This is a genomic window from Vibrio sp. 2033, assembly GCF_033339735.1.
Genome location: NZ_JAWOVC010000013.1, coordinates 51,218 through 73,028, shown reverse-complemented (window position 1 = coordinate 73,028; position 21,811 = coordinate 51,218). Strand labels below are relative to the sequence as shown.

Below are 21,811 nucleotides of genomic sequence, written 5' to 3'. Positions count from 1 at the left end.
AAGTACCTGATTTATGGAAAAGAAAACACTGTTGACTCACTGTTCTGACGCCCCGGGTCTCATCTCGAAAATTACTAATATCTGTTACAAGCACCAACTCAACATCGTTCACAATAACGAATTTGTTGATAATACCAGTGGCCACTTTTTCATGAGAACGGAGTTGGAGGGGTACTTCAACGATCAAACGTTTCTTGCCGACTTGGACCAAGCTCTCCCGCAAGGTGCTAAGCGTAAATTGGTTGGCTCTCGCCGTAAGCGCATCGTCATTCTCGTCACAAAAGAAGCGCATTGTTTAGGCGATATTCTGATGAAAACCTACGATGGAAGCCTAGATGTTGAGATCGCCGCTGTGGTGGGGAATTACGACAAACTGCAAACTCTCACTGAGCGCTTCGACATTCCTTACCACCATGTGACCCATGAAAATCTTAGCCGTGAAGAACACGAGCAGAAGATGCTAGAAGTGATCGATCAATACGATGCTGACTTTTTGGTGCTAGCTAAATACATGCGCGTATTAACGCCGACGTTTGTTGAGAAATATCACCACAAAATCATTAATATTCACCACAGCTTCTTACCTGCTTTTATTGGCGCGAAGCCATATCAACAAGCTTACGATCGCGGTGTGAAAATCATCGGTGCAACAGCACACTTCGTGACTAATGATTTAGATGAAGGGCCGATCATCAAGCAAGACGTAATTCCTGTCGACCATACATTCAATGCCCAAGATATGGCGCAAGCGGGACGCGATGTAGAGAAGAACGTATTGAGTAAGGCTTTGAATAAAGTGATCAATGACCACGTCTTTGTTTATGGGAATAAGACAGTGATCCTTTAAGTTCATCGCTTTTGAATGAAAGAAAGGGTTGCTCATTTGCAAACCTTTCTTCTTTCTAGTCGTTCAAAACTTGCTTATTCAGCCTGCTCAGACTCCACAATACGCTTAAGTGAATGCGGGTGCAGTTTGATACAAATGTCTTGGTACTTAAACGCCACCGTTGGGTTGTTCAAGCGTTCGCCTTCCCCTTTCGGGCTCGACAATTTGCTCTTCACACCCAGCTCTTCCAACTCGTCAAAACGCGCGCCAAACGCTGGGTAAGTGTGTTTCAAATCAGCAAGAAACGCGTCTGCGGTTTCAGCATGAGATGGAATCACGAACTCCACATGTTCCCAGCTTTCATTTGGGTAGATTTTGCCTTCCGCAGGGTATGGCAGTTCCAGACACTCAATCTTCCAACCACGGCTTTCCAACGCTTTGTCGAATTCGATAACGATGATTGGACGACCGTTGATTTTCGCTTGTGAAATCACCTTACCGTATTGATTCCATGCTTCATGCGCGGCTTTTGCTGTTTCAGTATCATTAATTCGCAGCGCAATATGGTCAGCTTGAGCAAAGCTCAGATCCAGTTTTAACAGGGATGCAAGCTCTTCAATCTTCGCCATAAATGCATCCAGATCTTGGATCATCAATTTAGGCGCTAGGCGTTTTTCAACTAGTTGAGTCGTCATTGTGGTTCTCTTTTGGGGCGATTTATCTTATTACTCTGAGCGCAATAGTAAACGCAAACCAAACCACATTTCCATTCAATCGAAAAAGTATAAATTTCCCCAATTCCTCTCTGTATGAAAAGCAATAAAGTTGTTATCATTAGCCCCATTTTTGTGAACTCCAACAGAACTCGGCACTTACTTCGCCGAGTTCTTCGTCCTTGAATTGAAGGAAACGCGTGTGAATATCCAAGCACTTATTAATGACAAAGTATCTCAGGCTCTAGAAGCCGCTGGCGCACCTGCAGGCAGTCCTGCAGCAGTACGCCAATCAGCAAAGCCACAATTTGGTGACTACCAAGCAAACGGCGTAATGGGCGTTGCTAAAAAACTGGGTACTAACCCACGAGAATTTGCACAGAAAGTACTGGATGTTCTAGATCTAGATGGTATTGCGAGCAAGACAGAAATCGCTGGTCCTGGTTTCATCAACATTTTCCTAAGCGAAGAGTTCCTAGCAAAACAAGCGGAAGCAGCACTGGCTGACTCACGTCTTGGCGTTGCAGCAGACGAAGCTCAAACTATCGTTGCTGACTACTCTGCACCAAACGTTGCTAAAGAAATGCACGTTGGTCACCTACGTTCAACCATCATCGGTGATGCAGTAGTACGTACTCTTGAGTTCCTAGGTCACAAAGTGATCCGTGCGAACCACATCGGTGACTGGGGTACTCAGTTCGGTATGCTTATCGCAAACCTTGAGCGTGTACAACAAGAGTCTGGCGAAGTTTCTATGGAACTGGCTGACCTTGAAGGCTTCTACCGTGAGTCTAAGAAACTGTACGACGAAGACGAAGAATTCGCAGTGAAAGCGCGAAACTACGTTGTGAAACTGCAAAGCGGTGACGAGTACTGTGCAGAAATGTGGAAAAAACTCGTTGATGTAACCATGATCCAAAACCAGCGCAACTACGACCGTCTAAACGTGTCACTGACTCGTGACGACGTGATGGGCGAGAGCATGTACAACGACATGCTTCCTAAGATCGTTGCAGACCTAAAAGAACAAGGTCTTGCCGTTGAAGATGATGGCGCGCAAGTTGTATTCCTAGATGAATACAAGAACAAAGATGGCGAACCAATGGGCGTTATCGTTCAAAAACGCGATGGCGGTTTCCTATACACAACAACAGACATCGCATGTGCAAAATATCGTTATGAAGAGCTAAGCGCAGACCGTGTGCTTTACTTCATCGACTCACGTCAACACCAGCACCTAATGCAAGCTTGGACAATTGTTCGTAAGGCAGGCTACGTACCTGAGTCAGTATCTCTTGAGCACCACGCGTTCGGCATGATGCTTGGTAAAGATGGTAAGCCATTCAAAACTCGTGCGGGTGGTACCGTTCGTCTTGCCGACCTTCTAGATGAAGCAGAAGTTCGTGCAGCACAACTGATCGAATCTAAAAACCCTGAACTAGATGCGGAAGAAAAAGAGAAGATCTCTAAAACAGTTGCAATGGCAGCGGTTAAATACGCAGACCTTTCTAAGCACCGTACTACGGACTACGTGTTCGATTGGGACAACATGCTAGCGTTCGAAGGTAACACTGCACCGTACATGCAATACGCTTACACTCGTGTAGCATCTGTATTCGCTAAAGCAGGCGTTTCTATGGATGATCTACAAGGTGAAATTAAGATCACTGACGAGAAAGAAAAAGCGCTTATCGCAAAACTTATGCAGTTCGAAGAAGCGGTTCAATCCGTTGCTCGCGAAGGTCAACCACACATCATGTGTAGCTACCTATTCGAACTAGCAGGTCAGTTCTCTAGCTTCTACGAAGCATGCCCTATCCTAGTTGCTGAAGACGAAGTTGTGAAACAAAGCCGTCTGAAACTAGCAGCCCTAACAGCGAAGACCATCAAGCAAGGTCTGTCTCTACTAGGTATTGATACTCTAGAGCGTATGTAAGCAAATCGAGAATCGAGAATCGAGAATCGAGAATCGAGATGATTTCGAAAGGTTGGCGTGAAAGCGTCAACCTTTTGTTTTATCTGGCGTATACTGATGTCATTCAATTCAAATCGGATAATATAATGAGTTTTGAACTGCACCCTCAATTGGCAAAAGACACTACCGTTATCGGTCACTTCCCACTGTGTGTGGCGCTTCTACATAAAGACAATGCCGTGCCATGGGTTATCTTGGTACCAAAACGTGCAAACCTGAAAGAGCTTCACCACTTGCCAATGAAAGAACAGCAACAGTTTTTGCTAGAGTCTCAGGCAGTAAGCCAAGCACTAGAAGCAACATTCCGTCCAGACAAGTTAAACCTAGGCGCACTAGGTAACATGGTACCTCAGCTACACATTCACCATATTGCTCGCTTCAAAGATGACGTAGCATGGCCGGGACCAGTTTGGGGCAACACCAAAGGTGAATTCCGTACAGAAGAAGAGCAAAATGAATTGCTTGGCCGTATTAAAAACGTGCTATCACTGAGCTCTATTTTCCAAAAAGCATAGCCGCTGCCAGCGAAAATAATTCGCCTTTGAATACGGCTGAAACAGACAGAGAAAGATTAATACGCATTTGTAACAATCTTTCTCATTTTTCTAGGATTATCACTAGAATAAAACTTGTTTAGACTGCCAACTCAGTTAGAGAGGGTCATCATGAAACAAGTCTTCAACACATTCCGATACGTCAGCTGGATCGCCATCATCTGTTCTATGGCTGCTTCATTCTTGCTTTTTCTTATGGGCGCAGCAAAAACCTATTCGGCATTTGCGGTCTTCATTCTTAATCAAACACCTCCAGAAGCACTCGCACATTTAGATAAAGCAGACATCGCGATCGCATATTTGATCAAATCACTGGATACGTTTCTTGTCGCACTAGTTTTGTTCATCTTTGCTCACGGCATCTACACACTGTTTATTTCCAACAAAGCTAAAGCGAAAACACAAGAACAGTCGGTTTTGCATTGGATCAGAACCCCAAACATCGGTCACCTAAAAAACATTTTGGCTGAAGTCATCATCGTGATCTTGTTTGTGAAGTTCTTAGAGCTCGTGCTGATTAACTTCGACAGCTTAGATTGGACGATCTTAACATTACCTATTTCGATTTTAGTTTTAAGTCTTGGTTTAAAGTTCCTAGGGTTAGGCGCGACTAAACACTCTGAAGAACATTAATTTCGCTGTATTCACAAACAATAACCAGCAAAATAAAAGCCGCATCATTGCTGATGCGGCTTTGTCGTTTTTACGTGATAATTTTTAGGTGACTAATTTTGATAGTCGCTACATGGTGACTGTCAGAGACAAACCATCTTGTTTAGTCACTGAGTAGCGAACTCGAGTCACGTCATGAGCTTTATTAGTGTCAACTAAGCGGCTAACTTTACCCTTCTTAATCCACACGCTTAACATCGCGTCGGCGCCATCTTCACTCATCCCAAACTGTTTAGCCAGATCTGACTGGGAGACGGTTCCTTTGTCTGCAATGTATTGATAAAGCTCTTTTAAAATCATGCTATTTGCGCCTCTAATGCACCGTTTTGTTTCTTACCAACTTGTTTGAACACACGGTATGTGCCAAAGAAGATAGCTACGATCACAGCCATCCAAATACCACTTGTTACTGGGCTATCTGCGAAATGCGTCAATTGGTTGTAGAACGTCGCACATAGGTAAGCCAAACCCATTGTCCAAACCGCGATAAAGCGTGCGAACTTATGACCAAACTCACGTACGTAAGCACCCATCGCCGCCACACAAGGTGTGTACAGTAGGATAAAGATTAGGTAAGCAAATGCGGCATTACCAGAAGCAAACTGCGATTTGATGTTACCGAAGATAGAAGCATCGACTTCTTGCTCTTCTGCAACGGCATTTGAGTCAGTTAAGTCACCCACTTCAATACCTAGTGGATCTGAGTAGCTCAAACCGGCTAAGTTTTCAGGGATACTCATTACTGCCTCTTCTAGGCTGCCCATTAGATCAAATTCTGCGTCTTCACCGTCGCTTGGCGTAGTGTATAGACTGTTCAGCGTACCAACTACCGCCTCTTTTGCGAAGATACCAGTAATGATACCTACGGTCGCTGGCCAGTTGTCTTCTTGAACACCGATTGGTGAGAATACTGGAGTCACAACTTGCGCTGCTTTAGAAAGCACAGAGTTTTCGCTGTCTTCGTTACCAAAACTGCCATCAGTCCCCAATGAGTTGAAGAAACTCAGAATAGCAACAACGATAACGATGGTTTTACCTGCACCAAGTACAAAGCGCTTTAGCTTTTGCCAAGTTTTGATCACCACGTTTTGTAGCGTCGGAAGCTCGTAATCTGGCATTTCCATCAATAGGCTATCGCTGCTACCTGGGTAAAGCGTGTGCTTAAGGAAAAGACCTGTGAAGATCGCTGCCACAATACCAAGTAGGTAAAGTGCGAATACAATGTTCTGGCCAGAACCTGGGAAGAATGCCGCAGCGAATAGCGCGTATACAGGCAGACGAGCACCACATGACATAAATGGTGCCATAGAGGCAGCCAGTTTACGCTCACGTTCTTGGTCTAGAGTACGAGTTGCCATGATTGACGGTACGTTACAGCCAAAACCAAGAACCAACGGTACAAATGCTTTGCCCGGTAGGCCGATCTTCTGCATCACTTTATCTAGTACGAATGCTGCACGAGCCATGTAACCTGAGCTCTCAAGTACCGCTAGGAAGAGGTACAAACACGCGATAACCGGAATGAAGGTTGCAACCGTCTGGATACCTCCACCGATACCATCAGCAAGAACCGTCACTAACCACACAGGCAAATGACCGTCTAACAAGTGATGCCCACCATCAACCAACAATGCGCCCACACCAATGTCAAAAAAGTCGATAAATGCACTACCGATGTTAATCGAGAACATAAACATCAGGTACATAACAACAAAGAAGAAAGGAATTCCAATCCACTTGTTCAAAATAAACTGGTCGAGTCTTTCAGTCACACTACGACTTAACTTGCCTTCGCTTCGGCGAACTTTTTTACACTGTTCATGCAGATGCGTGTACTTAGTATCCGCGACATGCAAATCGATATCCAAATCTAACGTCGTAATGACTTCCAATACTTTGCTTCTATCAATATCAGAAAGACTATTGAGCACCATTGTGTCTTTTTCAAGCGCACGAATCGCTAGTGCACGATGAGCGACGGTTTGGTCGTTAAAAAGTGCGGAAACCGTTTGAATTGCCGACTCCATCTTCTCACCGTAATGCAAAGACAATTCCTTAAGTGGCACTCCTTGAACGATGGATTTATGAAGCTTTTCTTTAAACTCTGCCACTTGAGTTTTATTGGTTGCAGATAAACTGACAACCGGACAACCTAACGTTTTCTCAAGCTCTGCAACGTTAATCATCTGACGTTCACGCTTTAGCGCATCCATCTTGTTGAGGACAACAATCATAGGGCGACCAAGTTCGCGAAGTTGCAGCGTCATATATAAGCTGCGCTCTAAACTTGTAGCATCCACCACGTTAATAATGAGATCAGCAGGATGAGTTAGAACCGCACGCGATGCGATGGATTCATCAATACTATTACTATCATTACCACTGTCTAATGAGTAAATACCCGGAAGGTCAGTGAGCAAAAACTCATCCCCAGCATGCTTGAATTGTCCCGTTTTCTTTTCAACCGTGACGCCTGCCCAGTTACCAACTTGCTGTTTTGCGCCAGTTAAACCATTAAATAGCGTCGTTTTACCACTATTAGGGTTACCTACGGTTAGCACTTGATATTGCATGACACTCGCTCCACTTCAATTTTCTGAGCAATTGTTTCTCGCAATGCGACAGACACACCACGGACTTCGACTTGTAAAGGATCGCCCATTGGCGCACGTCGAATCACTTTGACTTCTGTATTGGGAAGCAGCCCCATTACCATGAGTTTCTTTCTGATATCTGATGAAAGACCATCTAACAACCGAATCGTCACCGTATCGCCAGGATTAATCTCTGATAACTTCATAGTGGCCCTTAAGAGTATTGCTAATGAGAAATATTATTATTTAATAAGTTTAGGTTGCCAATATTACTCCCCTATACCCCTTCAATCCTTGTGTGAAATCAAAGATTCCGTAAATGTTTTCACGCTTTCAAACGTTAACTTCGTAAATTTCCTCTCGTTATTTACGTCAAAATTAACAATTAAAAATGACACCTAACGAAACAAAAATGTCACAAACCAAGACAGAAAACAAAAAAATCAAATTAAAACAATGGTTTAATTAAAAAACCAAACATTGTCGCTTTTCTCATATAAACATGGCGTTATTTTTATAAGAAAAATAAGTAACCTCTCGTATAGTTACTCCATCGAGAGGGCAACCTCTCTAATAAATTCCAGAGGTGGCATAGCAACATGTCACTCCGGCAGCAAGCGAAGGTGTCCTTGACACCCGTGGTATAGTCCCCCCGGCTATACCACGATATTTTTTTCACCTCTTTCAAAACTTCTTTACCTTATCCATCTTTTCAACACAGTTTTCGTTTTCACGAATGTCGCATGCCATCATTCACCCAAATGAACAACGCTCTTTTGATACAGCAATACAACTGTCATTTATTTGTCGCAACTATAAGTAAATCATTCTCTTGAAGCCATTTATGCTTATTGCTATGAACATCGCGACTAACAGATAGAACGTGATCGTGCTTACGTGTTGAGAATGGATTTGTAGGCTAGATGTGATGAAGAAACAATGAAACTTACTGCGTTAGCAACTGCAGCAATAATAGAGCACTGCATGCAGCTCCCCAGCATCTTAACTATTAACTAGGGAGCGTATAATGAAGGTTTTCTAGTTAATTTCTTGGCTTTCTTGAGTCAAAGCAAACTTGGACGGGGGCAAACCAAAATGTAGCTTAAACTTTTGGCTAAAGTAAGATGGATCATTAAAGCCACAGTTAAAGGCGACTTCACTGATTTTCTCACCCGCCAATAACTGTTCACACGCCGTTTCCAAACGAACCTCTGTGACATAGTCTTTTAACGTTCTTGACGAGGCAGATTTAAAACGTCTCTGCAAAGAACGTTCAGACATATACAGCATTTTAGCGGCTGACGCAGTGCCAAATTCAGGATCATGGTAATGCTCTGCCACTAATTGATAGACTTTTTGCAACCACTCTTTCTCTGGTGTGACTTGATCTTCTGCAATAGTTACAGGATTGAATTCTTGCTGCGGTTCATCCAAATAACTCCTTTCCTTCGCAGATGGCCATGTGATCTCGACTTTGTTCTGAGCATCAGAAGAGAAGACAGCCAAATAACCACCACTCGTTGTCACTAGTTGGGCAAGGTGGTCAATACTCAACTCAGAGTGATTTAAGTTAGATGGAAGCCCAGTCACGACTTTATTAGGTAATTGCGTCCCGTAATCAAGAAAGCTCAATGACACAATATCATGCCCCTCTTCTAGCATAATTCTAACCGTTTGACCTCGGAAAGAGCGCTTGATGATATTGGCAAAAATGCTATTGAAAATAACATCAAGATTAAAACTTTCCAGAGCAACCCGGCTCTGCTTGCTCTCATCTTCTAGCTTTACCAAAATACCCGCTTTTGCAAAGTCATCTTGCCATACATCAACCACTGACTGAGTTATCTGACTCAAGTTGTAGTTCTGACTCCCACCACTTACATCACTTGGAACACTTTTGAGTTCATTTAACTGCCAATTCGTTTTAGCCAAATGATCCTCTGTCGCAGTATCCAGAGGCATAGGTAGTTTCGCCACAATAAAGTCGACGCTTGATTTTATGGATAGAGCTACATGGTCTACGAGTAGGTTTCTAACTTGAATCTGTTTACGTAATTGCTGGTTGCTCGTAAGCAACACTCTACTTTGATGTCTTAACTGATTCGTTTTGAGAGTCACTTGAGCTGCTAGATCACGGTTAGCCTGTACAACGTAGCGAGAGCGCCAGAAAACAAGTAATGCGACGACCGCAATACTAGCTACGACAAAGCCTAAAATAGCAAATCGCGATAGATACCAAGGATGAAGGACGATAAAGTGAGATTCTAAACCAACGACTCCAGTGGCAACTTGAGACTCATTACTGACCTGCAAGTGATATTCACCGGAACTAAGGTGCTCGAGTGTCAGTTGGCCCCCCTCTAACGTTTGCCATGGGTCATCGTTGTTCAATCGATAGTACAAGTTTTGACTGTCTGGTTTTGGCATCACACCGAATAAAAAACTCAGCGAAGATCCATATGGCAGTGTGAGCCCATTCAGATCGGCACTACCAACTTGCAGAACTTCATTTTCAAGCACAACTTGGCTAACAATAAACTTAGACTCTGGGGGATTAGATACAAGCAGCTTGGATGCTTCTGCTTTTACGAGTCCGTACTTCGACCCCAGAACAAGCTCTCGCTCACCAATTTCTGTCTGCTGTATAACGCTACAAATACCAGGGAGGAACTCATTGTTCATTAAGCCTGATGACGATGAGTAATGTTTCACTAACTCACCCGAAAAGTGGTAATAGCTTAAACCGACAGAGGAAGCTAACCATACACCTTGCCTGTCTCTGATCAAGCAAGCAGGTCTGGCGTTGGGCTCACTCATTTCAACAACACGTTTTTCATCGCTTCGTGTATCAGTTTTAAACACACCATAAGATGAAGCAAACCACTGGCTGCCATCAACCGCCGTGGTCATGTCTAATGATTCACCAAACTTTTCTGAAAAACGGATAAACTGGATGTTGTCATTACTGTATTGGTATACGCCATGATCGGTGCCTATTAATAGGGCATCTTCAGTATCATATAGGCGCGTAACCTTAGCAGGCAAATACTGACTTACTAGCCACTCACTTCCAAAGTTTCGTACGCTTCGTGCAGCAGTATCAACATTGTAAAGATGGTATCCGCTTGATACCCAAAGACGGTCATCACCATCAACGGTCACATGCTCTACGGCATGTCCGGCCATAACCTGTAAATAAGGAAATGTAATCTTGTTGAGACCATTTAGCTCAAATAATTCCAGCCCTTTTGAGGTCGCAAGCCAAAGCATACCGTTTTGAAATGCAAATTCATTGATCTGCGACTCCAACTCTAAGACTTGGTTAATCCCACTCTTTCCTGAACGATAAATCTTTCGGTCATCAGCAAACCAAAGCGCACCATCAGGACCTTCAATAGTTTGCCGAATTCGTCCTGATAGGGTGTGTGAGTCATAACTACTAAAGGTCACTCGTTCAAATTTTTTACTAAATAGCGAGTAATAACGAATACCTTGGTTAGTCGCAATCCACATCCCTCCCATATTGTCGCTCAACAACGAATAAATCTTCGTGTTATCTAACTCTAACTCAAGAAAACTTGCAGGCGCGACTTCGGTGACCTCACCTGAAAAAAATGAGTACAAATAAAGACCATGCTCGGTCCCCACCCAATACTCTTGATTTGTCTCTGCGAATGTCAAAACATGTGAGCCGCCAATTCTAATCACTTCTTTATCAGGCTGGTAAATGTTGAAAATTAAAGCGCCACGCAATGTACCTATCAAAATTTCTCTTCGCGTGTGTGAATAATAGACTTTCTCAATGTAGTTTTGACCTGAGGCAGCGACATGGTCAAACTTATCACCTTCAGAAAGATAGAAGCCGGAAGTCGTTGCTAGTGCCCACTTGGTTTCAACTAGCACCGCATCATTAATGTAAACGTAGCTATTATTACTATGTTGATAGAGCTGCAATAGAGAGAAAGAGTTTAACTCGCTAGTGTCGATATTGTAGGTATAGAAATGCGCGCCATCACTCACCCAAATATAGTTCTTTGAAGACCCTATTTTTCTTATTTGTGAGCCTGGATTTAAACTAAAGACTAAACGTCGTTCCTGATTTGGATAGGTTCGATAGACCTCATTTTCAATAAAGGTCCAAAAAGCACCTTTATGATAAGCCAACTGCTTAGCCGACGTTTGTAGGAAGCTACCTGATTTAGGCAATATAGTTTGACCATCGTAAAACAGGACTCGTCCGTGTACGTCATGAATCCACAAACCGCCCTTTTCACCCAAGAACAACTTTTTAGCCGCGATAAAAGTACCCTTTGCCTGAGTTGGCAAAGGGTAAAAGATTGCATTTGCATTATGAAGCGCAAATGCTTGGTAGGATAAGACAAAGCCCAACAGAGCAAGGGCTAATTGGCGTAGCAAGACGAAAACCTTTTGTATCAATTTGTGCTCGGAAAGTGACCGTTCATCGTTTGTAAAACATGGATTGATACGGTTATTTTGAGCTGATAATTATTGGTAATGATATCTCAATTACTTTCTGAGAAAAGGCTCGCCTTACCAAAGGTTGTAATTCTTACTACTGGATCACGTTAAAAAGACTACTCCTACATTACGACAGCACTTAATCTGACTTTTTGTTCAAGCATTGCTCAAAACTATTCGCCATATTGTTGAGAAAAGTAAAGTAACTGCCAGGTTTTGCTTCAATTGTGCTCCCTAACGGGTCAAGCTCGCCTTTAGCGACATCACTGCCTCTCATTACACTCTGAACGACAGCCGGAGTAAACTGAGGTTCAGAAAATACACAAGCCACATCTCCACCACTTAGCTTTTGACGAATTTGAATTAAGGTCTTCGCTCCTGGCTTGCGTTCTGGGCTCACAGTAAAATGCCCCATTTGATTTAGTTCATAACGATCTTCGAAATAACCGTAAGCATCATGGAATACAAAGTAACCTTTGTTTTTTACTGGTGCCAGCTTCTGCTTTATCTGTTGGTCAGTGTCTTTTAGCTCGAGTTCAAACTTTTTGAGGTTCGCTTGATATTGAGCTGCATTTTCCGGATCAAGTGACACAAGTTGATTCACAACAGCCTTGGCCACTTGTTGTGCTTGGCTTACACCTAGCCAAAAGTGCGGATCATGTGAGCCATGATCGTGCCCATCATGGTCATGGTTGTGCTCACTATCAAATTCACGCAATTCTAGATTTGGAATTTGACTAATAGTCAAAGTATTCGATCTATCCGAAACAACTTTCTCTAGAAACGGTTCAAGATCATGTCCGTACCAGATAACCAAATCAGCCGAAGCGACCTTTTTAACATCCGATGGACGCAAAGCATAGTCATGGGGTGATGTGTTAGACTGCAATAGCACGTCTGGTGTAGTTACTCCTTGAGTAAGCTCTGTTACTAACAACTGAATAGGTTTGATACTCGTCAGTACCGTTACCGCCTGTGCTGGCAGTGTTAACATTGCTGAGGCAGCAAGAATTAATGCTCTTTTCATAGTTTTACTTGGGATATGGCGTGGAAAGTGAGATAATGTTACATTATAACATTATTGATTTGCAAATGAGTTTCATTCATGTCTTCCTTAGTCCATCTTGAGCAGTTATGCGTCGAGTTCGATGGCCGCAGAGTTCTCGATAACATTAGTATGGAATTAGAAAAGGGCAAAATAACTACCCTAATTGGTCCCAATGGAGCGGGAAAATCAACGTTAGTCAAAGTTATCTTAGGTCTTCAAAAGCCGACTAGCGGCAAGTTGAACCGACAAAGAAAACTGAAAATTGGTTACGTTCCTCAAAAGTTGAAGCTCAATGACTCCCTTCCATTGAATGTAACCCGCTTCCTAAATTTAGCAGGAAAATACAGTAAGCAGGAGTGCATTGATGCATTAAGGCTTGTTGGCGCTGAACATTTACTTAATAGTAATATGCATCGCTTATCCGGTGGTGAAAACCAACGAGTGTTACTGGCGCGCGCTCTGCTTCAGCGTCCTCAGCTGTTGGTATTAGACGAACCAGCTCAGGGTGTGGATATCCAAGGTCAAATCGATCTCTATGACTTAATTGAGAGCATTCGTCACCGCTTTGATTGTGGCGTATTTATGGTGTCGCATGACTTACATTTAGTGATGGCGAAAACGGACGATGTTATTTGTCTGCATCACCATGTTTGCTGCTCAGGTTCACCTGCCACTATTACTCAGCACCCTTCTTACATCGCACTATTTGGCAATGCTGCGAGAGAGTCTCTCGCGTTTTATCATCACGACCATGAGCACCATCATCACGATTTATCCGGAACGCCAGTAAGCGGTGATGCGACATCATGCTCCCACCATAAACACGGACATCACCATCATGATTGAGTTTCTCCTACCTTCTATTCTTGCTGGTATTGGTATCGCGATCATTGCCGGTCCACTTGGGTCATTTGTCGTTTGGCGTAAAATGGCTTACTTCGGAGATACCCTAGCTCATGCATCGTTAATGGGCCTAGCGCTGGGCTTCTTGCTCAACGTAAATCTCTACCTTGCGCTACTCGTCTGCTGTTTAGCTCTGGCCGTTTTGCTTGTCACTCTGCAAAAGCAACAACTTGTGGCTACAGACACGTTGTTAGGTATCTTGGCACACAGTGCACTCTCTATCGGTTTAGTATCGGTTAGCTTTTTGGAAAACGTGCGCGTCGATTTAATGAGCTACCTATTTGGGGACTTACTTGCCGTCTCTCCACAAGATCTGATGTTTATTTACGCAGGTGTTGTTGCGGTAAGTGCGTGTTTGTACGTCTTCTGGCGCCCACTGCTTTCTAGCACTGTTAGTGAAGAACTTGCCGCTGTTGAGGGCGTGAATACAGACTTAGTTAGATTGGTGTTAATGCTAATGGTGGGTGTAGTAATCGCAGTAGGTATGAAGTTCGTTGGCGCGTTGATCATGACTTCGCTCCTAATTATCCCAGCAGCAACAGCACGTAAAGTCTCTTCATCACCAGAGCAAATGGCATTGTTCGCATCCATTATTGGCTCAGTGGCAGTACTGATGGGGCTTAGCCTATCATGGCACTTCGATACACCGGCCGGCCCTTCCGTAGTGATCAGCGCAACATCCTTATTTATGCTGAGCCAGCTGATTAAAAGCAAAGCGTAATCGCATTGAGTATTAAACGCGAAAGACCTTGCTAACAACAAACATAAACCCACGGGAACGGAAAAAGAAAAGCCTGCGAAGTCGCAGGCTTTTTAATACTTATTAAGTAGTGTGGTCGATTACCAACCCGTCACTTCACGTAGACCTTGGCCGATCTCTGCTAGAGATTTCACAGTTTTAACGCCAGCCGCTTCTAGTGCAGCAAATTTGTCTTCAGCAGTACCTTTACCACCAGAGATAATCGCACCAGCATGGCCCATACGCTTACCAGGAGGTGCAGTTACACCAGCAATGTAAGAAACCACTGGCTTCGTTACATTTTCTTTAATGTATGCTGCTGCTTCTTCTTCTGCAGTACCACCGATCTCACCGATCATAACGATCGCTTCTGTCTCAGGGTCTTCTTGGAACAGTTTTAGGATATCAATGAAGTTTGAACCCGGGATTGGGTCACCACCGATACCAACACAAGTAGACTGGCCGAAACCTTCGTCAGTGGTTTGTTTAACTGCTTCGTAAGTTAGAGTACCGCTACGAGATACGATACCTACTTTGCCTTTCTTGTGAATGTGACCAGGCATGATACCGATCTTACACTCATCAGGAGTGATAACACCCGGACAGTTAGGACCGATCATGCGAACGCCAGTTTCTTCTAGCTTCACTTTCACGTCGATCATATCTGTAGTAGGGATACCTTCAGTAATCGTTACGATTAGCTCGATACCCGCGTCAATCGCTTCTAGGATTGCATCTTTACAGAAAGGTGCTGGTACGTAGATGACTGTCGCTGTTGCACCAGTCGCTTCTACTGCTTCACGAACTGTGTTGAATACAGGAAGACCTAGGTGAGTTTGGCCGCCTTTACCTGGAGACACACCACCAACCATTTGCGTACCGTATGCGATAGCTTGCTCTGAGTGGAAAGTACCTTGACCACCAGTGAACCCCTGACAGATTACTTTAGTGTCTTTGTTAATTAATACAGACATTATTTAGCCTCCGCAGCAGCAACAACTTTCTGAGCAGCATCAGTTAGCGACTCAGCAGCAATGATATCAACATCAGAATTAGCAAGAACTTCGCGACCTAGGTCAGCATTAGTACCTTCAAGACGAACAACAACAGGTACGCTTACGCCTACCTCTTTAACCGCACCGATAATACCTTCTGCGATCATGTCACAACGTACAATACCACCGAAGATGTTAACAAGTACCGCTTTCACATTGTCATCAGATAGGATGATCTTGAATGCTTCAGCAACACGCTCTTTCGTCGCGCCGCCACCTACATCTAAGAAGTTAGCTGGTTTGCCGCCGTGTAGGTTTACGATATCCATCGTACCCATTGCTAGGCCTGCACCGTTAACCATACAGCCAACGTTACCGTCTAGTGCTACGTAGTTCAGCTCCCACTGAGCTGCGTGTGCTTCACGCTCATCTTCTTGTGAAGGATCATGCATTTCACGAAGCTTAGGCTGACGATACAGTGCGTTTGAGTCGATGTTGATCTTACCGTCAAGACATAGCAAGTTGCCTTCGCCGGTAATCACAAGTGGGTTGATCTCTAGCAGAGCAAGATCGTACTGAGAGAACATAGTGCCAAGACCCATAAAGATCTTAACGAATTGTTTGATTTGGTCGCCTTCAAGACCAAGTTTGAACGCTAGCTCACGACCTTGGTAAGCTTGTGGACCTACTAGTGGGTCAATTGCTGCTTTGTGGATGAGTTCCGGCGTTTCTTCCGCAACTTTTTCAATTTCCACACCACCTTCGGTAGAAGCCATGAAAACGATCTTACGGCTAGCACGGTCAACTACCGCACCTAGGTATAGTTCGTTCGCAATATTTGAAGCTTCTTCAACAAGGATTTTTGTTACTGGCTGACCATTTGCGTCTGTTTGGTAAGTTACTAGGTTTTTACCTAACCACTTCTGTGCAAACTCTTTAACGCCTTCTTTTGTATCGTGTAGCTCTACGCCACCCGCTTTACCACGGCCACCAGCGTGAACCTGACATTTAACTACTTTCTTGGCTGTACTGATACGGCCTGCGGCTTCAAAAGCTTCTTGTGGTGTATCACACGCGTAGCCTTCTGGCACAGGCAAACCGAATTCTGCAAACAGCTGTTTGGCTTGGTATTCATGCAAATTCATTTCGATATTCCGTTTGTTTTTCCCTTAAGGGATTTATTATTTCCATAACGCTGCAGTCTTGGCTGCTTGTACGTCTGTAGGGTCTTCTCAAATCAATCCTTCATAACGAGTACTCTTACTGAAGGATTAAAATGAAGGCCAAACGTTGAGCTAGTCTAGCCATTGAAATTTTTAACGTCTAGCTACCTACGATAACTAGACGTTTTAGCGATATTAAACGTCTAATAGGAGACGTGCTGGGTCCTCTAGTAACTCTTTAATCGTTACTAGGAAGCCAACTGATTCACGACCATCAATTAGGCGGTGATCGTAAGATAACGCTAGGTACATCATCGGCAAGATTTCAACTTTGCCATCCACTGCCATCGGACGCTCTTGGATCTTATGCATACCAAGAATCGCTGATTGAGGTGGGTTGATGATTGGTGTAGACATTAGTGAACCGAACACACCACCGTTTGTGATAGTGAAGTTACCGCCCATTAGCTCGTCTACCGTTAGCTTGCCATCACGACCTTTAATAGCCAGCTCTTTGATGCCTTTTTCAACATCAGCGAAACCAAGCTTGTCACAGTCTTTTAGGACAGGTGTAACTAGACCACGTGGAGTTGATACCGCCATGCTAATGTCGAAGTAGTTGTGGTAAACAATGTCATCGCCATCAATCGAAGCATTTACTTCTGGGTAACGCTTAAGCGCTTCTGTTACTGCTTTCACGTAGAAAGACATGAAGCCCAAACGAATACCGTGACGCTCTTCGAACTGATCTTTGTACTGCTTACGAAGGTCCATGATTGGTTTCATGTTCACTTCGTTAAACGTCGTTAGCATTGCCGTGTTGTTCTTCGCTTCTAGCAGACGGTTAGCGACTGTCTTACGAAGGCGAGTCATTGGAACACGCTTCTGACTGCGAGCCGCTGCCGGCACGTCAACCACTGCTGGCGAGTCTTCTTTTGACGCAGATTTAGCGTTCGCAAGATGCGCTTCAATATCTTCACGCGTAATACGACCACCAACACCAGTGCCTTTCACTTGGCTTGCTTCTAAGCCATGTTCAGCCAACAAACGGCGCACTGCTGGGCTTAATGCGTCATTACTTTCTTCGCTAAGCGCAGCTTTGTGACGCTTATCAGGAGATGCTTCAGTACCTTCTGTTTTGTCTGCAGTTGGTTCACCTGCAACTGCGCCTGGCTTCAATTTAGCAATGATTTGTTTAGAAAGTACTGTCGCACCTTCTGCTTCAACAATAGCTTCTAAAACGCCAGCTTCCGGAGCTGGAACTTCTAGCACAACTTTGTCTGTTTCGATGTCAACCAAAACCTCGTCACGCTCTACTGCGTCGCCTGGTTGTTTGTGCCATGTCGCTACGGTTGCATCAGCAACTGATTCAGGTAAATCTGGAACCAGAATTTCAATTGTCATATCTGTTTCTTCCTTTAACTTCTAATTCTTAATTCGAAGTTTTTGAGTTCACGTTCAGAGCGTCTTCAACCAACGCTTTTTGTTGTTTCAAGTGCACCGACATGTAGCCAACTGCTGGCGAAGCAGAAGCTGGGCGACCTGCGTATTTAAGATTTGCACCTGCAGGAATAGCGGCACGGAAGTTATGTTGGCTACAGTACCAAGCACCTTGGTTCTGAGGTTCTTCCTGACACCACACGAAGTCTTCAACGTTAGTGTATTGAGCAATTGCTGCTTGTACTTCTTCCATTGGGAATGGGTAAAGCTGTTCAATACGCACGATAGCAACATCGTCTTGCTCGTTGTTACGGCGCTGCTCTAGTAGGTCAAAGTAAACCTTACCAGCACAGAACACGACACGTTTCACTTTGCTTGGTTCTAAATCATCTACTTCTGGAATTGCAGATTGGAATGTACCATCCGCCAAGTCTTCAATCGTTGAAGTACATAGAGGGTGGCGCAGCAAAGATTTCGGCGACATAACAATGAGAGGTCGACGCATTGGGCGTACAACCTGACGACGAATCATGTGGTACACCTGAGCCGGTGTTGAAGGAACCACAACCTGCATATTTTGCTCAGCACAAAGCTGAAGGTAACGCTCTAAACGTGCAGATGAGTGCTCAGGACCTTGACCTTCATAACCATGAGGTAGAAGCATAGTAAGACCGCACAAACGCGCCCACTTTTGCTCGCCTGACGAGATAAACTGGTCGATAACAACTTGTGCACCGTTGGCAAAATCACCAAACTGTGCTTCCCAGATAGTTAAACCACCTGGTTCGGCTGTTGCGTAACCGTATTCAAACGCCAACACTGCTTCTTCTGACAATACTGAGTCAAAGACTTGGAATGGCCCTTGGTTGTCATGAATATTCGCTAATGGAATGTAAGTGCTTGCATCGGTTTGGTTATGAAGAACCGAGTGACGGTGGAAGAAAGTACCACGACCCGAGTCCTGACCAGAAAGACGAATACGCTTGCCATCGTCAACCAATGTAGCATACGCCAATGTTTCAGCCATACCCCAGTCAATGGCTTTTTCACCGGTCATCATTGCTAGACGATCGTTGTATAGCTTATTAACACGGCTTTGCAGTTTATGGCTTTCTGGGTACTGACACAGACGATTGCCTAGCTCAATAAGGCGTGTCTTGTCGTATTTTGAATCCCACTCCATATCCCATTCGTGCCCTAAGTAAGGGGACCAGTCTACAGAGTGCAACGCCATTGGACGCCATTCTTTAACAACCACTTCACCGCGATCTAATGCATCGCGATACTCATTGACTAACTGAGTCGCTGTCTCGATATCTGATTCATTTTTATCGATCAGAACATCTGCATACAATTTGCGTGGTGTAGGATGCTTTTTGATTTTCTGGTACATCAAAGGCTGAGTCGCATTTGGCTCATCCGCCTCATTGTGGCCGTGGCGACGGTAACATACAAGATCAATCACGACATCGCGCTTGAACTCGTTACGGTAATCCAATGCAATGCGAGTAACAAAAGCAACTGCTTCTGGGTCATCTGCATTTACATGGAAAATTGGCGCCTGCACCATCTTCGCGATATCGGTACAGTACATCGTAGAACGCGTGTCACGAGGATTAGACGTCGTAAAGCCTACTTGGTTGTTGATGACGATACGTACCGTACCACCAACTTGGAACCCACGAGCAAGAGACATGTTGAACGTTTCGGCAACCACACCCTGACCAGCGATTGCAGAATCACCGTGGATGGTGATAGGAAGCACTTTGCTACCTTGATTATCACCCAAGCGATCTTGACGTGCTCGAACTGAGCCCATGACTACTGGGTTTACGATTTCTAGGTGCGACGGGTTAAATGCAAGTGCTAAGTGAACATCACCGCCAGGAGTCGCAAAATCAGCAGAGAAACCTTGGTGATATTTCACATCACCCGTACCCCAAGTTTCGTCGTGTTTACCGGCGAACTCATCAAACAGGTCTTGAGGTTTCTTACCAAGTACGTTCACCAGCATGTTCAAACGACCGCGGTGAGCCATACCGATAACCACTTCACGCATTCCACTTGTACCCGCATGACGGATCAACTCTTTCGTCATCGGAATCAGCGCATCACCACCTTCTAAAGAGAAACGTTTTGCACCTGGGAATTTCGCCCCGAGGTAACGCTCCAAACCTTCAGCGGCTGTTAGCTCTTCTAGGAATGTGCGCTTCTCATCTTTGTTGAATGATGGCTGGCCTACGACAGACTCAAGGCGTTGCTGAATCCAACGCTTTTGCTCTGTGTCAGTCATGTGCATGTATTCAGCACCGATGGAACCGCAATAAGTTTTGTTGAGGGCTTCATAGATATCTTTCAACTTCATGGTTTCTTGCCCAACAGCAAAAGAACCTACGTTGAAAGTTTCTTCGAAGTCATCTTCGGTAAGATTATGAAAAGCAGGGTCTAACTCCGCCACTGTTGGGCGTTGCCATAGACCTAGTGGGTCTAATTCTGCAGCTTCATGCCCGCGGAAACGGTATGCGTTGATTAGCTGTAGAACTTTTACTTGTTTTGCATCGACATCTGGGTCACTAACTTGGACATTGTAATGCTTTGTTTCTCTAGCGAGTCGTCGGAAGTAGTCACGGACACGTGAATGTGGTTGTTCTGCCACTTCTTCTGATGGCTTAGGCAAGCCTTCAAAAACACGTTTCCACTCCTCACTTACCAGATCGGGATCACTTAGATACAGTTCGTAGAGGTCCTCTACATACGTTGCATTGGCGCCAGCCAAGTGTGAAGACTCGAGCCATGCCTTCATCACGCCGTTGTGCATATTTTCCCTTAACCAGTAGTTTTCACGTTTGCTTCGGTCTTTGCCGAGCTATAAGAGCCGACTAAAAATACGGTCGGCAATTTTTGTATTCTTTACTCGAATATTACTGAAGCAGTGAAGCGGTCATATCGGGTGATCCGCAACACTGCGACATTCCTAAGAGCGAGTAAATTAAACCGAACGATTAACCAACATCGACTTAATGTGACCGATGGCTTTCGTCGGATTTAATCCCTTAGGACAAACACTTACACAATTCATGATGCCATGGCAACGAAAAACGCTAAATGCATCATCAAGATCAGACAAACGTTCATCTGTTGCCGTATCGCGGCTATCAATTAGCCAACGGTACGCTGCGAGAAGACCAGCTGGGCCGATGAATTTATCAGGGTTCCACCAGAATGATGGGCAAGACGTTGTACAACATGCACACATGATACATTCGTACAATCCATCTAAATGCGCACGATCATCAGGCGATTGTAGGTTCTCACGTGATGGTGGTAATGCACCATCATCAATCAAGAATGGTTTAACTTTCGCATAGTTATCATAGAACTGCGTCATGTCAACGATAAGATCGCGCACGACAGGTAACCCTGGTAGTGGACGAATAACTATCTTATCGCCTTGTAGAGCAGATAACGGTGTGATACACGCTAGGCCGTTTTTACCATTCATATTCAAACCATCAGAACCACATACCCCTTCACGGCATGAGCGACGGAACGCGATGCTTGGATCTTGCTCTTTTAGCAGAATCAATGCATCAAGCACCATCATGTCTGAGCCTTCGTCTACCTCAAGGGTATACTCTTTCATGTAAGGCTTGGTATCCACATCCGGATTGTAACGGTATAAAGAGAAGTTTAATTTCATAGTCGTATCC

The 21,811-nt window shown here is 44.4% G+C and carries 17 protein-coding genes; 6 read left to right on the top strand and 11 right to left on the bottom strand.

Features of this window, described 5'->3' with window-relative positions; all coding sequences use genetic code 11:
• The first annotated feature begins 13 nt into the window (after positions 1 to 13).
• Positions 14 to 847, top strand: coding sequence for a formyltetrahydrofolate deformylase (gene purU, locus R7P74_RS16525; protein ID WP_005382206.1), 834 nt, complete (start codon positions 14 to 16; stop codon positions 845 to 847).
• A 74-nt stretch (positions 848 to 921) separates the two neighbouring features.
• Here purU and R7P74_RS16520 read toward each other — a convergent pair whose 3' ends face one another.
• Positions 922 to 1,521: a VOC family protein gene (locus tag R7P74_RS16520; protein ID WP_262597933.1), complete on the bottom strand. Its 600-nt coding sequence runs from the start codon at positions 1,519 to 1,521 to the stop codon at positions 922 to 924.
• A gap of 220 nt (positions 1,522 to 1,741) precedes the next feature.
• Here R7P74_RS16520 and argS point away from each other — a divergent pair, with 220 nt between their 5' ends.
• From argS to R7P74_RS16505, 3 genes are all read left to right on the top strand, one after another.
• Positions 1,742 to 3,475, top strand: a complete 1,734-nt coding sequence (argS, locus tag R7P74_RS16515) for an arginine--tRNA ligase (protein WP_262597931.1) — start codon at positions 1,742 to 1,744, stop codon at positions 3,473 to 3,475.
• Positions 3,476 to 3,600: 125 nt separating this feature from the next.
• Positions 3,601 to 4,029 (top strand): HIT family protein, encoded by a 429-nt coding sequence (locus R7P74_RS16510; RefSeq protein WP_005446436.1) that lies wholly within the window; start codon positions 3,601 to 3,603, stop codon positions 4,027 to 4,029.
• A 150-nt stretch (positions 4,030 to 4,179) separates the two neighbouring features.
• The gene (locus tag R7P74_RS16505) at positions 4,180 to 4,701 is read left to right on the top strand and encodes a YqhA family protein (RefSeq protein WP_042523163.1); all 522 of its coding nucleotides are present in this window, start codon (positions 4,180 to 4,182) and stop codon (positions 4,699 to 4,701) included.
• A gap of 108 nt (positions 4,702 to 4,809) precedes the next feature.
• On the opposite strand, the gene R7P74_RS16500 is transcribed toward R7P74_RS16505, so the two are convergent.
• From R7P74_RS16500 to znuA, 5 genes are all read right to left on the bottom strand, one after another.
• Positions 4,810 to 5,040 (bottom strand): FeoC-like transcriptional regulator, encoded by a 231-nt coding sequence (locus tag R7P74_RS16500; protein ID WP_053303289.1) that lies wholly within the window; start codon positions 5,038 to 5,040, stop codon positions 4,810 to 4,812.
• On the bottom strand, positions 5,037 to 7,313 hold the full coding sequence (gene feoB, locus R7P74_RS16495; protein ID WP_226083839.1) for a Fe(2+) transporter permease subunit FeoB: 2,277 nt from the start codon (positions 7,311 to 7,313) through the stop codon (positions 5,037 to 5,039). Before feoB ends, R7P74_RS16500 begins: the two co-directional genes overlap by 4 nt.
• The gene (locus R7P74_RS16490) at positions 7,295 to 7,540 is read right to left on the bottom strand and encodes a FeoA family protein (RefSeq protein WP_065274263.1); all 246 of its coding nucleotides are present in this window, start codon (positions 7,538 to 7,540) and stop codon (positions 7,295 to 7,297) included. The genes feoB and R7P74_RS16490 overlap by 19 nt, the downstream gene beginning before the upstream one ends.
• 832 nt (positions 7,541 to 8,372) lie before the next feature.
• The gene (locus R7P74_RS16485) at positions 8,373 to 11,750 is read right to left on the bottom strand and encodes a helix-turn-helix domain-containing protein (RefSeq protein ID WP_318122976.1); all 3,378 of its coding nucleotides are present in this window, start codon (positions 11,748 to 11,750) and stop codon (positions 8,373 to 8,375) included.
• A gap of 202 nt (positions 11,751 to 11,952) precedes the next feature.
• Positions 11,953 to 12,840 carry a zinc ABC transporter substrate-binding protein ZnuA gene (gene znuA / locus R7P74_RS16480; RefSeq protein ID WP_167415070.1) on the bottom strand — a complete coding sequence of 296 codons (888 nt, stop codon included), beginning with the start codon at positions 12,838 to 12,840 and terminating at the stop codon, positions 11,953 to 11,955.
• Positions 12,841 to 12,918: 78 nt separating this feature from the next.
• Between znuA and znuC the strand changes: the two genes are divergently transcribed.
• A complete protein-coding gene (gene znuC / locus R7P74_RS16475) occupies positions 12,919 to 13,707 on the top strand; it encodes a zinc ABC transporter ATP-binding protein ZnuC (RefSeq protein WP_005382185.1) in 789 nt (262 codons plus the stop codon).
• The gene (gene znuB, locus R7P74_RS16470) at positions 13,700 to 14,485 is read left to right on the top strand and encodes a zinc ABC transporter permease subunit ZnuB (protein WP_005382183.1); all 786 of its coding nucleotides are present in this window, start codon (positions 13,700 to 13,702) and stop codon (positions 14,483 to 14,485) included. Before znuC ends, znuB begins: the two co-directional genes overlap by 8 nt.
• A 119-nt stretch (positions 14,486 to 14,604) precedes the next feature.
• On the opposite strand, the gene sucD is transcribed toward znuB, so the two are convergent.
• The 5 genes from sucD to R7P74_RS16445 form a co-directional block, all read right to left on the bottom strand.
• Positions 14,605 to 15,477 (bottom strand): succinate--CoA ligase subunit alpha, encoded by an 873-nt coding sequence (gene sucD, locus R7P74_RS16465; RefSeq protein WP_005382181.1) that lies wholly within the window; start codon positions 15,475 to 15,477, stop codon positions 14,605 to 14,607.
• Entirely contained in the window at positions 15,477 to 16,643 is a 1,167-nt protein-coding gene (gene sucC / locus R7P74_RS16460) for an ADP-forming succinate--CoA ligase subunit beta (protein WP_005382179.1), read from the bottom strand. Before sucC ends, sucD begins: the two co-directional genes overlap by 1 nt.
• Before the next feature lie 213 nt (positions 16,644 to 16,856).
• On the bottom strand, positions 16,857 to 18,065 hold the full coding sequence (gene odhB, locus R7P74_RS16455) for a 2-oxoglutarate dehydrogenase complex dihydrolipoyllysine-residue succinyltransferase (protein WP_005382177.1): 1,209 nt from the start codon (positions 18,063 to 18,065) through the stop codon (positions 16,857 to 16,859).
• A gap of 28 nt (positions 18,066 to 18,093) precedes the next feature.
• Positions 18,094 to 20,919, bottom strand: a complete 2,826-nt coding sequence (sucA, locus tag R7P74_RS16450; protein ID WP_005382176.1) for a 2-oxoglutarate dehydrogenase E1 component — start codon at positions 20,917 to 20,919, stop codon at positions 18,094 to 18,096.
• A gap of 171 nt (positions 20,920 to 21,090) precedes the next feature.
• Positions 21,091 to 21,801 carry a succinate dehydrogenase iron-sulfur subunit gene (locus R7P74_RS16445; RefSeq protein WP_005382174.1) on the bottom strand — a complete coding sequence of 237 codons (711 nt, stop codon included), beginning with the start codon at positions 21,799 to 21,801 and terminating at the stop codon, positions 21,091 to 21,093.
• Positions 21,802 to 21,811 lie beyond the last annotated feature (10 nt).

Bases quoted from the DNA above. Each gene is read 5' to 3' on its own strand.
- purU (WP_005382206.1), top strand. From the start codon at position 14: ATGGAAAAGAAAACACTGTTGACTCACTGTTCTGACGCCCCGGGTCTC.
- R7P74_RS16520 (WP_262597933.1), bottom strand. From the start codon at position 1,521: ATGACGACTCAACTAGTTGAAAAACGCCTAGCGCCTAAATTGATGATC.
- R7P74_RS16510 (WP_005446436.1), top strand. From the start codon at position 3,601: ATGAGTTTTGAACTGCACCCTCAATTGGCAAAAGACACTACCGTTATC.
- R7P74_RS16505 (WP_042523163.1), top strand. From the start codon at position 4,180: ATGAAACAAGTCTTCAACACATTCCGATACGTCAGCTGGATCGCCATC.
- R7P74_RS16500 (WP_053303289.1), bottom strand. From the start codon at position 5,040: ATGATTTTAAAAGAGCTTTATCAATACATTGCAGACAAAGGAACCGTC.
- feoB (WP_226083839.1), bottom strand. From the start codon at position 7,313: ATGCAATATCAAGTGCTAACCGTAGGTAACCCTAATAGTGGTAAAACG.
- R7P74_RS16490 (WP_065274263.1), bottom strand. From the start codon at position 7,540: ATGAAGTTATCAGAGATTAATCCTGGCGATACGGTGACGATTCGGTTG.
- znuA (WP_167415070.1), bottom strand. From the start codon at position 12,840: ATGAAAAGAGCATTAATTCTTGCTGCCTCAGCAATGTTAACACTGCCA.
- znuC (WP_005382185.1), top strand. From the start codon at position 12,919: ATGTCTTCCTTAGTCCATCTTGAGCAGTTATGCGTCGAGTTCGATGGC.
- znuB (WP_005382183.1), top strand. From the start codon at position 13,700: ATGATTGAGTTTCTCCTACCTTCTATTCTTGCTGGTATTGGTATCGCG.
- sucD (WP_005382181.1), bottom strand. From the start codon at position 15,477: ATGTCTGTATTAATTAACAAAGACACTAAAGTAATCTGTCAGGGGTTC.
- sucC (WP_005382179.1), bottom strand. From the start codon at position 16,643: ATGAATTTGCATGAATACCAAGCCAAACAGCTGTTTGCAGAATTCGGT.
- odhB (WP_005382177.1), bottom strand. From the start codon at position 18,065: ATGACAATTGAAATTCTGGTTCCAGATTTACCTGAATCAGTTGCTGAT.
- sucA (WP_005382176.1), bottom strand. From the start codon at position 20,919: ATGCACAACGGCGTGATGAAGGCATGGCTCGAGTCTTCACACTTGGCT.
- R7P74_RS16445 (WP_005382174.1), bottom strand. From the start codon at position 21,801: ATGAAATTAAACTTCTCTTTATACCGTTACAATCCGGATGTGGATACC.